Here is a 12,923-nt window from a genome sequence, read left to right on the forward strand (position 1 = left end):
GCGCGGCACGGTGTTCAGACGAAGGCGCTCTCGCCGGTGATGGCGCGCCCGACGATGAGGGTGTTGATCTCGCGGGTGCCCTCGTAGGAGTAGATGGCCTCGGCGTCGGCGACGAAGCGGCCCACGTGGTGCTCGAGCAGGATCCCGTTGCCGCCGAGCACCTCGCGGGCCCAGCCGACGGTCTCGCGCATCCGCACGGTGCTGTGGACCTTGCACAGCGAGGCGTGCTCGTCGCGCAGCAGACCGGCGACCTGCAGCTGCGAGGCGCGCACGTTCATCGCGGTGGAGGCGGTGACGTTGGAGAGCATCTTGACCAGCAGGTCCTGCACCATCTGGAAGGACGCGATCGGGCGCCCGAACTGCTCGCGGGCCTTGGTGTAGCGCAGCGCGTGCTCGTAGGCGCCGCGCGCGCAGCCGGCGGCCTGCCAGGCCACGCCCATGCGGGTCACCCGCAGCACCTGCGAGGTGTCGTGGAAGGAGTGGGCCTCCTGCAGCCGGTTCTCCTCCGGCACCCGCACGTCGCGCAGGTGGATCTCGGCGTTCTGCACCACGCGCAGGGCGATCTTGTCGCGCTGCACGTCGAAGGTCATGCCCTCGGTGTCCTTCTCGACCACGAAGCCCTTGACCTGGCCGTCGTCCTCGTCGCGGGCCCAGACGACCACGAGGTCGGCGAAGGAGGCGTTGCCGATCCACTTCTTCTCGCCGTTGAGCACCCAGGCGTCGCCGTCGCGGCGCGCCGTGGTGGACAGCCCCTGGGAGATGGCCGAGCCGGTCTCGGGCTCGGTGAGGCCGAAGGCGCCGATGAGCTCCAGGCGCGCCATCGCCGGCAGCCACCGCTGCTGCTGCTCGGGGGAGCCGCACAGCGCGATCGAGCCCATGGCCAGCCCGCCGTGCACGCCCATGAAGGTGCCGATAGAGGGGTCGACGCGACTCAGCTCCATGGCCACGAGGCCGTCGACCAGTGCGCCGCGGGCAGGGCAGCCCGGGGCGTCGTAGGCCAGGCCGGCGATGCCGAGGTCGGCGATGCCGCGCACCAGCTCGTGGGGGAACTCCCCGCGCGTCCAGTGCTCGTTGATGACCGGCTCGACCTCGCGGTTCATGAAGGCGCGCACCCGGCCGAGCAGCTCGCGGTCGTCGTCCTCGAGCAGCAGCTCGAAGCCGAGGAAGTCCGAGAAGGGGGAGTCGGTGAGCTCCACGCCCTCCAGGCCGGTGGTGCTCGGGTCACCGCTGAGGTCGCCGTCGGGGCGGGCCGCGGCCTCGGCGGCGTGCTCGGTCGGCTGCTCGGTCGCGGCGTCGGCGGTGTCGGCGGTGGGGGGAGGGGTGCTCATCGGTCGGGCTCCTGGTCGTCGAGGAAGTGGTCGATCAGCGGGGCCAGCTCGTCGCTCTCGGTGAGGATCCCCAGGTGGCCGCCACGGTAGACGTGCAGCTGCGAGCGCGGCACGAGGCGGGCGATGACGCGGGCGTTGACCAGCGGGATGATCGGGTCGTCGTCGCCGGCCATCACGAGCACCCGCTGGCGCAGGAAGGGCAGCGCGGGCAGGCTCGACCAGCCGGTGCCGGCGAGCAGCTGGAGGTAGTAGCCGCGGCGGGGGCCGCTGCGGGTGGCCTCGTGCAGCAGCGCGGCGCCGCGGGCGGGGTCGGTGCGCATGGTGCCGCCGTAGATGTCGCCGGCGATGGAGGCGGCGTAGTCGGCGTCGCGGTGGCGCTTGGGGGTCAGCATCCGGGAGAGCACCCGCGGGTGGGCGGGCACCATCAGCGAGCCGGTGCCGGTGGCCACGAGCACGACGTGGCGCACGCGCCGCGGCGACTGGAAGGCCAGCTGCTGGGCCAGCCCGCCGCCCCAGGAGAGGCCGAGCACGTCGAAGCGCCGGTGGCCCAGGCGGTCCATGAGCGCGGTGAGCCAGGAGGCGATGCCGGCCATCGTGTAGGGCACCGGCGGCGCCGGCGACCCCCCGACGCCGGGCACGTCGAAGCGCACCACCCCGCGCCGCGGGTCGAGGGAGTCCACCAGCGGCTGGAGCGCCTCCAGGCTGGCGCCGATGCCGTTGCACAGCAGCAGCGGCGGCTCGCTGGTCAGCGCCCCGGTGCCCGGGCGCACGGAGACCCGCACCGGGATGCGGCGTACGGCGAGGGTGCGGATCCGGTCGGGGGCGGCCGGGCCGCGGTCGTCGGCGCCGGGACCGCCCGGCCCGCCGGGGCCCCGGGTCGCCATCGTGGGGCTCACCGGTCGTGGACGTAGGCGCCGGGCGCGGCCCCCACGGGCTCGTAGCGGGCCGAGCCGTGCCGGCGGGGCCGGTTGCGCTCGGGGCCGGTGCGCTCGGCCAGCCAGGCGGCGTAGTCCTCCCACCAGCTGCCGCGCACCTTGCGCGCCCCGGCCAGCCAGGCCTCGGCCGTGTCGGGGTTGTCCTCGGCGGTCTGGAAGCTGGCCTTCTCGTTGCCGGGCGGGTTGACCATGGCGGCGATGTGTCCGCTGGTGGAGAGCACGAAGCGGGTCTCGCCGCCGAAGAGCTGGGTGGTGCGGTAGCACGACTCCCACTTGCACAGGTGGTCGGCGATGCCGGCCACGACGTAGGCTTCGGTGTCGACCTTGGCCAGGTCGACCGGCGAGCCGAGCATAGTGGAGCCGTCGGGCTCGGTCAGCGCGTTGCGGATCGCGAGGTCCATGAAGTCGCGGTGCATGGCGGCGGTCATCCGCACGGGGTCGGCGTTCCAGTAGAGGATGTCGAAGGCCTTGGGGGCGTGGCCCATCAGGTAGTTGTTGACCCAGTAGTTCCAGATCAGGTCGTTGGGCCGCAGCCAGGCGAAGATCTCGGCCAGCGCGGCGCCGTCGAGGTAGCCCTTCTCCCGCGAGGCGCGGGTGGAGGCGGCGGCGCCCTTGTGCGAGAGCAGCGCGCTGGGCAGCCCGGCCTCGAACTGGTCGAGCACGGTGACGGCGAGGCTGAAGGCCGCGACCCGGTCGAGGTCGCCGGTGGCGGCGAGGTGGGCCATCACCATCGAGGCGAGCATGCCACCGGAGCAGATGCCGAGGATCGCGACCTGCTCCTGGCGGGCGATGTCCTGGGCGGCGCCCATCGCCTCGACGATGGCCTGGCCGTAGGTGTCGAGGCCCCAGTCGGCGTGGCGGGCGTCGGGGTTGCGCCAGGAGATGCAGTAGACCTGCTGGCCGGCGCGCACGAGGTGCTCGACCAGGCTGCGGTCGGGGGCGAGGTCGATGACGTAGTACTTGTTGATCGTCGGCGGCACGATCAGCAGCGGCACCGAGCGCACCTTGGTGGTCTGCGGGGTGTACTGGATCAGCTCGAAGACGTCGGTGCGCAGCACCACCTCGCCGGGCGTCACCGCGATGTCCTCGCCCACCTCGAAGGCGTCGGCCTCCACCATCGACGGCACCCGCGGCGCGGTGGCGAAGTCGCGCACGAAGCGGCGCCCGCCGGCCACGAGGTTGCCGCCGCCGGTGTCGATGACCCGCTTGAGCACCTTCGGGTTGAGCGCGGGGTTGTTGGTGGGCGCCGAGGCCTCCACGATGTTGTCGACCACGAAGCCCATGCGCTGGCCGTCGCCGTGGTCGAGGCCCGCGTCGGCGACCAGGCCGCGCAGCGCCGCGCCCGTGGCGAGGTAGCTCTGCAGGGTGCGGCGGAAGAAGGGGTTCTTCTCCCACGCCTCGTCGCTGAAGCGGCGGTCCTTGGGGTGCGGGGCCAGCTCGGAGCGGCCCACCTGCACCTTGACCAGCTCGGCGCCCAGGCCGGCGACACGGCCGACCACCCGACGCGGGTGACGGGCCAGCCCGACCCCGAAGCGCACCCCCGACATGCCCGGCAGCAGCCGCCGCAGCGGGCCGCGGGTGGCGTCGGCGAGCAGCAGGTCGAGGGGCGTCGCGAGCTCGCCGGGGCCCGGGGCGTCGGCGGCGCCGGCCTCGCGCATCCTCTGGTCGGCCTCGCGGGCGGGTCGTGCGCTGAGATCGGTCATCGTGCCTCCGAGCGGCTGGGCGTGGCCGACGTACGCCGGCCCTGCTGCGCCCAGTGTGACTGGTGCCACACCTGACGGGACCACCCGGTCGGATGGGCGGTCGACGGGCGGGTCGGCGGGCGGGTCCACGGCCGGGCGGGGCCGGCCGGGCGGGGCCCGTCGGGGTGAGGGTGCGGGCCGCGGGGGCGACGTACGTTCGAGGGGCGGGCAGGACCTGCCCGCCCCACGATCCCCAGGAGGCACCATGAGCGCCCACGACCAGAGCACGAGCGAGCAGGAGCAGCGCGTCGTCGAGCTGCTGAAGGACTCGAAGGTCGCGATGCTGACCTACCTCGACCCCAGCGGCAAGCTGCTCAGCAAGCCGATGGCCACCCAGGACGTCGACTTCGACGGCACCCTCTCCTTCATCGCCGAGCGCGGCTCCGACAAGGTCCAGGCCCTCGTGGCCGACTCCCGGGTCAACGTGTCCTACTCCAACAACGGCTCCTGGGTCTCGGTGGCCGGCACCGCCTCGGTCGTCAACGACGAGACCAAGCTGAAGGAGCTGTGGAGCAGCTTCACCGACTCCTGGCTCGAGGGCGGCCCGGAGAACCCCGAGAACGTGCTCGTCGAGGTCACCCCCGACTCCGCGGAGTACTGGTCGGCGCCGGGCGGCAGCACGATCATCTCGCTGACCAACCTGGTCAAGGCCAAACTCACCGGCTCGCGCATCGAGGGCGACAACGAGCAGGTCGACCTGCGCTGACCCGGTTCTGAGCTGCGCCGGGCCCGCGCCGGGCCTGCGCCGGGCCGGCCCCGGGTCCGCCCCGGCCCGGCCGGGGGCGCGGCGGCCCGGCCCGGGCGCGATTGCGGCCGGGTCGGCGCCCGCCCGTAGAGTTTCCGCCCGTGGCACTCACCATCGGCATCGTCGGTCTCCCCAACGCGGGCAAGTCGACCCTCTTCAACGCCCTGACGAAGAACGACGTCCTCGCGGCGAACTACCCCTTCGCCACCATCGAGCCCAACGTCGGCGTGGTGGGGGTGCCCGACGGGCGCCTGGCCCGGCTGGCCGAGGTGTTCTCCTCGGCCAAGGTGCTGCCGGCGACCGTGGAGTTCGTCGACATCGCCGGCATCGTGCGCGGCGCCTCGGAGGGCGAGGGCCTGGGCAACAAGTTCCTCTCCCACATCCGCGAGTCGGCCGCGATCTGCCAGGTCACCCGCGTCTTCCGCGACGAGGATGTCACCCACGTCGACGGTGAGGTCAACCCCGGCAACGACATCTCCACCATCCAGACCGAGCTGATCCTGGCCGACCTGCAGACGGTGGAGAAGGCGATCCCGCGCCTGGAGAAGGAGGCGCGTGGCAACAAGGCCGTCACCGCCAACCTGGAGGCCGCCAGGGAGGCCCTCGGCCACCTCGAGGCCGGCACCCCGGTCATCGACACGAAGGTCGACCGCGCTCTCGTGCGCGAGCTGTCGCTGCTGACCGCCAAGCCCTTCATCTACGTCTTCAACTGCGACGCCGACGAGCTGGCCGACGAGGAGCTCAAGGACCGCATGCGCGCCCTGGTCGCCCCCAGCGAGGCGATCTTCCTCGACGCCAAGTTCGAGTCCGAGCTCGTCGAGCTCGGCGACGACGACGAGGCCCGCGCCATGCTCGAGGAGATGGGCGTCGAGGAGCCCGGCCTCGACGTGCTCGCCCGCGTCGGCTTCGACACCCTCGGCCTGCAGACCTACCTCACCGCCGGCCCCAAGGAGACCCGGGCCTGGACGATCCCGAAGGGCGCCACCGCCCCCGAGGCCGCCGGCGTGATCCACACCGACTTCCAGCGCGGCTTCATCAAGGCCGAGATCGTCTCCTTCGACGACCTCATGGAGCTCGGCACCATGCAGAAGGCCAAGGAGGCCGGCAAGGTGCGCATGGAGGGCAAGGACTACGTCATGGCCGACGGCGACGTGGTGGAGTTCCGCTTCAACGTCTGACCCGAGTGACCCGGCGCTCGTCGTCCCGGGTCAGGACGCGCGCTGCTCGCTGTCGGGCGAGGCGGTGCTGTCGGCCACGGCGTCGTCGTCCTCGCGACCCTCGTCGGGCTCGCGCTCTTTGCGCCGCAGCAGGTAGGCCGCGGCTGCGAGCAGCAGGGTCAGCACGCCGAGCACGCCGATGAGGGTCACGTCGTCGCGGAAGACGTCGCCCTTGCCGGTGGCGTCGGCGGCCTTGACCGACACGACCACGATCTCCTTGATCGAGGCGATGATGCCCACGATCAGGAAGGGCTCCGCGACCAGCTCGCGGCGGGCGACCGTCGCACGCACGGCGAAGAGCAGCTCCACGACGATGAAGACCAGCAGGACGGCGTCGAGCACCTCGAGCACGGGTGCCTGACCACCGGTGGAGAAGAGGTCGGGCACCCCGCGGGCCAGGTCGACCACCAGGGCCGTGGCGCAGATGGCGAGGACGACGGCGATGACGACGTAGAGGAGGTCCTCCAGCCAGCCGATGGCGCGGTCGATGACCTCCGCGCGGCGTTCCTCGCTCGACGGAGCGTCCTTGGATCGTGTGCTCATCGGCTGATGATGGCAGCCCGACAGCGGCGGCGTCGCCAGCGCCGCGCGGAGGTCCGACGGCGCCGGGCCCGCGGTGCCCGCGCGGCGGGCGCGGAGCCCGCCGCGTCCTCCTCGACCGGGCGCGCCAGGTGGTGCAGGACCTGCCGCGATCCGGCGCTGCTGCGGTGCGGTCCGGCGCCCGTGGCGCGGAATCATTCTCGGGTGCTTTCTCGGGAGTGGATCGACAGCAGGCAGGCGGCCGAGGTGCTCGGCCTGACGCGGAGCCAGGCGGTGTGGCTGGCGCGGCGGGGGAGGATCCCCGCCGAGCAGCGCGACGGACGGTGGGTCTTCGACGCCGCCCACGTGCGCGCCGACGCCGCCGAGCGGCGGGGGTGGGTGTCGTGGCGGGAGGCCGCCGACCTGGCCGACTGCACCGAGCACGCGCTGTGGGAGGCGGTGGCCGCGGGCCACGTCGAGCAGCGCACCGGGCGGGGGCCCTCGCTGCGGCGCGACAGCGTGCTCGCCTGGGCCCGGTCACGGCGGGTCCGGGGGATCGTCCGCAGCCCGCGCCAGGGCTGTACGCCGGGAGCCGGGCCGACGACCTAGCCCGGGCCCACGAGCCGCCCGCGCCGCGGGGTGGGCCAGCGGGGTGGGCCAGCGGCGTGCGCCAGCGGGTGCGCGGCGCCCGCCACCCGGCTGATCGACCCGCGGCCCGACCGGCCGATCGGAGGGGGAGCCCCCGCGGGGTGGCGCCGTACGGGCTCCACCGGTGACCGCGGACGCTGAGTGCGTCGACCCCCCTGAGCGACGCGGCAGGGCGAGCACACGGAGGCACCATGTCCACGACCAGTGCGCGACGCTCTCGGGCGCGCCTCGCACCCGCCGGCCCGGTCACCCACGGCACGCCGCGCCGGGTCCTGCTGCTCCTCGCGGTGCTCCTCGGGGCCCTCGCGGGGATGCAGACCGTGGCGGCCGGGAGCCTGACCCCGACCGTCTGGCCCCCGGCCGGGCTGGCCGCCGGGCTCTACCTCACGACGCCGCCGCGACGCAGGCCGCACGTCGTCGGTGCGTTGCTCGGCCTCCTGGTGCTCGCCCACCTGCTCGACGGCGCGGGCGGGCGGGTCTCGCTCGGGCTCGCCGTCTCGACGGTGCTCGGGGCCGTGGTCACCGAGACCCTGCTCGTCGCCCGCCGCCCCGACGGGCGCGCACGGCTGCGCGACCAGGGCGACGTCTCGCGCATGATCGGGGCCATCGCCGTCGGCTCCGCCGTCGCCGGGGCGGGCTGGGTCGCGACGCTGCTGCTCACCGGGGGGCCGGTCGAGAGCACGTGGCGCGTGGCGCTGGCCGCGGCGGGCGCCCACGCCGCGGCCGCGGTCGTGCTGGTGCCGCTCTTCCTCGACAAGCTGGAGTTCCAGGCGCTGGCCTCGACGGGTGAGAGGGCGGTGCAGCTCGCGCTCACCGTCGGCACGACGGTGGCGGTCTTCGTGCCCACCGACCTGCCGCAGCTGATCTTCGCGGTGATGCCGATGTTCACCTGGCACGCCTTCCGCGGCAGCCTGCGCGAGTCGATGGTGGTGCTCGTGGTGGTGGCGGTGGTCAGCACGACCCTGACCACGGCAGGCCTCGGGCCGGTCGCCGCGGCAGGTGCGCTGCTCGACCTGCCGCCGGAGGTGTCGCTGGGGGTCCTCCAGCTCTTCCTGCTCGACTGCGGGCTGATCCTGCTCCCGCTGTCGGTGATGGTCACCCAGCAGCGGGTGGCGACCGCCTGCGCCGAGCAGGAGCGGGAGACGATGATCCGCCTGGTCGACGCCGCCACCGGCACCGCCGTGGTGGCGACCGCGGCCGACGGCACTGTCACGCTCTTCAACCCCGGCGCCGCCGCGGTCTTCGGCCGCCGCGCCGACGAGGTCGTGGGCTGCCGGCCCGACGCCCTCTTCACCGAGGCGGAGCTGCGCCGCCACGCCGACGCCGTGGGCGCGGCGCCGGTCTTCGCCGACATCTGCCGGGCCTCGGTGGCCCAGGGGGTGCGCGACGCCCACTGGCGCGTGCGGCGCGGCGAGGAGGAGCGCATCCTGCGGATGACGCTGACCGCGGTGCCCGACTCGGTGGGCGGACTGACCGGCTACCTCGCCACGGCCGAGGACGTCACCGACCGCGAGCGCGCCCACCGCTCGCTGCTGGCCACCCTCGAGGCCGAGCGCGAGGCGGTGGAGCGGCTCAGCTCCCTGGAGCGCACCAAGACCGAGCTGGTCGCCACCGTCAGCCACGAGCTGCGCACCCCCATCACCAGCATCCTGGGCTTCGCCGAGGTGCTGGAGGACGGCGACGTCGGCGAGCTCACCGGGCCGCAGCGCGCCGTGCTCACCCGGATCAGCAGCAACTCGCGCCGGCTGTCGGCGCTCGTGGAGGACCTGCTGATGCTCTCCAGCGTCGAGGAGGCGACCGTGCGGCTCCAGGTCGAGTCCCTCGACCTGCGCGACGTCGTGGCGCGCGCCGCGGCGGCGGTCGTGGACTGCGTGCCCGAGCGCTCGCTCGACGTGGCGCTCCACCTGCCGCCCGGCCCGGTCGTGCTCGGCGGCGACGCGGGCAAGCTGGAGCGGGCGGTGACCAACCTGGTGAGCAACGCGCTGAAGTTCACCCCCGACGGGGGCGCCGTCACCGTGGCGGTCGAGCCGGGGGCCGACGAGCACGTGGTGGTCGTCAGCGACACGGGCATCGGGATCGCGCAGGAGGAGCAGGCGCACCTCTTCACCCGCTTCTTCCGCTCGGCCGAGGCCAACCTCCGCGCCATCCAGGGCACGGGTCTGGGGCTGTCGATCGTCCAGGCCATCGTGGAGCTGCACGGAGGTCGGGTCGGCGTCGACTCGGCGCCGGGCGTCGGCACCACGGTCACCGTGGTGCTGCCCCTGGTGATGCCCTCGGTGCTGTCGTCGGCGGTGCCGCTCGGGGCTCCGGCGTCCGGGCCGGCCGGGGGTGGGGAGGGCCTGGCGGTCCTCCCCGCGTGACACGTGTCGGGGGTCGGCCGACCGCCGCCGGGGTCTGGTGTGGGTGGGGGTCAGGGCAGGACGCAGCAGGGCGGCTCCGCGACGACGACGTAGTAGCTGATGGCCTGGGCGATGCCCCGGCGGTTGGCCAGCGTGGAGGTCAGCAGCCCGTCGTCGCCGACCGTCGCCGTCGCGACCTGCGTGCCGGCCTTGTAGCAGACGACCGTGCCGGCGGGCAGCGCGACGCTGGTGGTCTCGTAGGCCAGCTCGACCTTGTCGGGGCTCGTGCGGTCGGCGCACTGGGCTGTCGTGGCCCCGGCCGTGGGGGTGCTGACCACGAGGGCCGTGGCGACCACGGCGAGCGTGCTGCTGAGGACGAGGGTGCGGTGCATGGCTGCTCCTGGTGGACGGGCGCGCCTCGGTGCGCGTGGATCGCCACGGTCCCGCGGGGCGGTGGTCGGGTCGCCCCTGGCGCGGCGGCGTCCCCGATTTTCGGCGGTGCGCACCGCGACGCCCTCGCATGACTGCGGCGCCTGCTGCTCGGGCGGCTCAGCGCTGGGAGCGCAGCAGCTCCACCAGGATGTCGCCGTGCCCGGCGTGGCGGGCCAGCTCGGTGAGCAGGTGCAGGTGCACCGCCCGCAGGCTGGTCTCGCCGTGGTGGGAGGAGTAGGTCTCGTCGAGGTCGCGACCGGCCACGATCTCGCGCGAGCGCTCGCAGGCGGCGAGGTAGGTCGCGCGCACCGAGGCGACGGTGTCCTCCTCGTCGATCACGAAGCTTTCGTCGACGGTGTCGGGGAGACCGAGCGCGGCGCGCGGCACACCGGCGACCCGTGAGTGGAACCAGACCCGCTCCACGAAGGTCAGGTGCTTGACCAGGCCCAGCGGCGTGGTCGCGGACGGCACGAGGCGCGCGCGGGCCTCGTCGTCGTCGAGGCCGTCGAGGACGGCGACGACCTCCTCGCGCTGGCGGTCGAGGGCGTCGGCGAGCAGCGTCCGCTCGTCGTCGGGGGAGTGGGCCATGCCGGCAGGCTAGCGACGGACGTCGGTGCCCGGGCCTAGCGTGTGGCCATGGACCGACACGACGCTGCCGCGATGCCCTGGGAGATCCCGCTGGCCGGCGACGAGGTCGACCACCTCGTCGGGTCGCTCGACCGGCTGCGGGCGACCTTCCGCTGGAAGGCCGGTGGTCTCGACGCCGCCGGGCTGTCCGCCCGGGTGGGCGTCTCGGCCATGACGCTGGGGGGCCTGCTCAAGCACCTGGCCCTGGTGGAGGACGACGTCTTCGCCTGTCGCCTGTCCGACGACCCGCTGGGTCCGACCTGGGACGCCTACTTCGCCGGGATGACCGCGCCGCCCGCCGACGACTGGTCTTTCGCGTCCGCCGCCGACGAGTCGCCCGCGGTGCTCTACGCGCTCTACGACGGCGCCGTCGCGCGCTCGCGCGTCCGCCTGGCCGCCGCTCTGGCCGCCGGCGGGCTCGACCAGGAGGTGGCGATGGCCGACGACGCGGGGCGGCACGCCAGCCTGCGCCGGCTGCTGTGCGACCTGCTGGAGGAGTACGGCCGCCACACCGGCCACGCCGACCTGTTGCGCGAGGCCGTCGACGGCCGGGTCGGGGAGGACCCGCCGGCGTACTGGGTGGGAGGCTGAGGCCCCCGACCATGTGACATACACCGTAAGTCGGCACCCTCAGGGGTGGTCGTCGTGCTTGGCGGCCTGTGGTGCACTGGGTGGTCGACCACGCGTCGGGGAGACCCCTGCCGCGCCGACAGACCCCGGGCCCCGGGCCCGACGAAGGAGCCATATGACGCCGGACCCCATCGCAGGCCGCTACCGGATCGTGCGCGAGATCGGCCGTGGAGGGATGGGCGCGGTCTGGCTGTGCCACGACGAGACCCTGGGCCGCGACGTCGCGGTGAAGAGGGCGGGAGCGCTGCCGGGCGTCGCAGTCGACGGCGCCCGCGCGCTGAGGGAGGCCCGCTCGGCCGCCGCGCTCAACCACCGCAACGTCGTCTCGGTGCTCGACGCGGTCGAGGACGGCGGGGAGGTGTGGCTGGTGATGGAGTACGTCGCGTCGCGCAACCTCACCGAGGTCGTCGACCAGGACGGTCCGCTGACGCCCCGGCGTGCGGCGGCGATCGGCGCCCAGGTGGCCGACGGCATCGCCGCGGCCCACGCCCGCGGCACGATGCACCGCGACGTCAAGCCCGGCAACGTGCTGGTGACCTCCGACGGCACGGCCAAGATCTCCGACTTCGGCATCGCCCGCACCGCCGGCGACGACCAGCTCACCGGCACCGGTCTGGTGCTCGGCACCCCCGCCTACTTCGCGCCCGAGCTGGCGCGCGGCGACGACCCCACGCCCGCCGCCGACGTCTGGGCCCTGGGCGCCACGCTCTACGCCGCGGTCGAGGGCCGCCGTGCCTACGGCGAGGGCAGCGCGCTCGAGGTGCTGGCCCGCATCGCCGACGGCCCGCCACCGCCGCCGCAGCGCGCGCAGGCCCTGGGCCCCGTGGTCGAGCAGATGATGGACCCCGACCCCACCCGTCGCCCGAGCATGCCCGAGGCGGCGGAGTCGCTGCGCGCGCTGGCCGCCGGTCGCGCCGTGCCCGCCGGCGCCGCTCGGGCCGACGCCACGCAGGTGATCGCGACCCAGGTGATCGCCACGAGGACCGTGCCCGCCGTGGCCCCGGTGCCCGTCCCGGTGCCGGCGCCGACCCCGGCCGGGGCCTCGGACGACGGCTCGCGGCGGCGTCGGGCGCCGTGGCTCCTCGCCGCGGTCGTGCTCCTCGTGCTGGCCCTGGCCGGCGGAGCGGTCGCGCTGGTCGTCGGCGACGACGGCGTCGACGAGGCCGGGCGCGCCGAGCAGGCCTCCGCCCGCACCGGCAACGGCGCCGGCAACGGCAACGGGCGGGACCGCTCGGCCACGCCGACTCCGACTCCGACCCCCACGCCGACCCCGACGCCCACGCCGACGCCGACCCCCACGCGGACTCCGACCCCGACTCCCACGCCGACGCCGACCCCGACGCCGACGCCCGCGGACCAGGCCCCGAGCAGCAGCCCGGCCGCCTTCGTGCAGTCCTATTACGCAGCCCTGCCCGGCGACCCGTCCCAGACCTGGCCGGCCCTGTCGCCGCAGCTGCAGGCCCGGGTCGGCAGCTACGACGACTACGCGTCCTTCTGGTCGAGCATCGACGCCGTCACCGTGACGGGCACGTCGGGCTCGGGCCGCACCGTCGACGTGTCGCTGACCTACTCCTCCGGGGGCGGCCAGCAGAGCGAGGTGCGCCGACTCACCCTGCAGCCCACCGACGGCACCTGGCTGATCGTCGGCGACGCCGTCGTCGGCTGACCCGGCCCCCGACCGCCCGCGGCCCCCGCACTGCGCGGACAGCGCAAACCTCTGCGGTGGCGGTGGTCGGGAGCGCGCAATTGCGCTGCTCGTGC

At 74.4% G+C, this 12,923-nt stretch carries 12 protein-coding genes; 6 read left to right on the top strand and 6 right to left on the bottom strand.

What is annotated here, in order from left to right; translation table 11 throughout:
* Window positions 1-14: 14 nt before the first annotated feature.
* From ASF47_RS01350 to ASF47_RS01360, 3 genes are read right to left on the bottom strand one after another with little or no spacing between them, the layout of a single operon-like run.
* The gene (locus tag ASF47_RS01350) at window positions 15-1,328 is read right to left on the bottom strand and encodes an acyl-CoA dehydrogenase family protein (RefSeq protein WP_082499887.1); all 1,314 of its coding nucleotides are present in this window, start codon (window positions 1,326-1,328) and stop codon (window positions 15-17) included.
* Window positions 1,325-2,224: a poly(3-hydroxyalkanoate) depolymerase gene (gene phaZ / locus ASF47_RS01355; protein WP_200918914.1), complete on the bottom strand. Its 900-nt coding sequence runs from the start codon at window positions 2,222-2,224 to the stop codon at window positions 1,325-1,327. The genes ASF47_RS01350 and phaZ overlap by 4 nt, the downstream gene beginning before the upstream one ends.
* Complete coding sequence (locus ASF47_RS01360) at window positions 2,221-3,966, bottom strand: PHA/PHB synthase family protein (protein ID WP_200918915.1); 1,746 nt, start codon at window positions 3,964-3,966, stop codon at window positions 2,221-2,223. The genes phaZ and ASF47_RS01360 overlap by 4 nt, the downstream gene beginning before the upstream one ends.
* 244 nt (window positions 3,967-4,210) lie before the next feature.
* On the opposite strand from ASF47_RS01360, the gene ASF47_RS01365 reads away from it, so the two are divergent.
* Both ASF47_RS01365 and ychF read left to right on the top strand, forming a co-directional pair.
* Window positions 4,211-4,711, top strand: a complete 501-nt coding sequence (locus ASF47_RS01365; protein ID WP_056862231.1) for a pyridoxamine 5'-phosphate oxidase family protein — start codon at window positions 4,211-4,213, stop codon at window positions 4,709-4,711.
* Between the two features lie 140 nt (window positions 4,712-4,851).
* On the top strand, window positions 4,852-5,928 hold the full coding sequence (gene ychF, locus ASF47_RS01370) for a redox-regulated ATPase YchF (protein ID WP_056862232.1): 1,077 nt from the start codon (window positions 4,852-4,854) through the stop codon (window positions 5,926-5,928).
* Between the two features lie 30 nt (window positions 5,929-5,958).
* Here ychF and ASF47_RS01375 read toward each other — a convergent pair whose 3' ends face one another.
* Window positions 5,959-6,510, bottom strand: a complete 552-nt coding sequence (locus ASF47_RS01375; RefSeq protein ID WP_156697678.1) for a phosphate-starvation-inducible PsiE family protein — start codon at window positions 6,508-6,510, stop codon at window positions 5,959-5,961.
* Between the two features lie 201 nt (window positions 6,511-6,711).
* On the opposite strand from ASF47_RS01375, the gene ASF47_RS20910 reads away from it, so the two are divergent.
* Both ASF47_RS20910 and ASF47_RS01385 read left to right on the top strand, forming a co-directional pair.
* The gene (locus tag ASF47_RS20910) at window positions 6,712-7,095 is read left to right on the top strand and encodes a helix-turn-helix domain-containing protein (RefSeq protein WP_056862233.1); all 384 of its coding nucleotides are present in this window, start codon (window positions 6,712-6,714) and stop codon (window positions 7,093-7,095) included.
* 230 nt (window positions 7,096-7,325) lie between these two features.
* Window positions 7,326-9,494 (top strand): PAS domain-containing sensor histidine kinase, encoded by a 2,169-nt coding sequence (locus ASF47_RS01385; RefSeq protein ID WP_056862234.1) that lies wholly within the window; start codon window positions 7,326-7,328, stop codon window positions 9,492-9,494.
* Between the two features lie 50 nt (window positions 9,495-9,544).
* Here ASF47_RS01385 and ASF47_RS01390 read toward each other — a convergent pair whose 3' ends face one another.
* Together ASF47_RS01390 and ASF47_RS01395 are read right to left on the bottom strand one after the other, a co-directional pair.
* The gene (locus tag ASF47_RS01390) at window positions 9,545-9,865 is read right to left on the bottom strand and encodes a hypothetical protein (protein WP_056862235.1); all 321 of its coding nucleotides are present in this window, start codon (window positions 9,863-9,865) and stop codon (window positions 9,545-9,547) included.
* Window positions 9,866-10,022: 157 nt separating this feature from the next.
* Window positions 10,023-10,493: a DinB family protein gene (locus tag ASF47_RS01395; protein WP_056862236.1), complete on the bottom strand. Its 471-nt coding sequence runs from the start codon at window positions 10,491-10,493 to the stop codon at window positions 10,023-10,025.
* 48 nt (window positions 10,494-10,541) lie between these two features.
* Here ASF47_RS01395 and ASF47_RS01400 point away from each other — a divergent pair, with 48 nt between their 5' ends.
* Both ASF47_RS01400 and ASF47_RS01405 read left to right on the top strand, forming a co-directional pair.
* The gene (locus ASF47_RS01400; RefSeq protein ID WP_056862237.1) at window positions 10,542-11,123 is read left to right on the top strand and encodes a mycothiol transferase; all 582 of its coding nucleotides are present in this window, start codon (window positions 10,542-10,544) and stop codon (window positions 11,121-11,123) included.
* A gap of 154 nt (window positions 11,124-11,277) precedes the next feature.
* A complete protein-coding gene (locus ASF47_RS01405) occupies window positions 11,278-12,828 on the top strand; it encodes a serine/threonine-protein kinase (protein WP_056862238.1) in 1,551 nt (516 codons plus the stop codon).
* The last annotated feature ends 95 nt before the right edge of the window (window positions 12,829-12,923 follow it).

It is taken from the genome of Nocardioides sp. Leaf285 (assembly GCF_001422955.1).
Lineage (GTDB): Bacteria > Actinomycetota > Actinomycetes > Propionibacteriales > Nocardioidaceae > Nocardioides > Nocardioides kribbensis.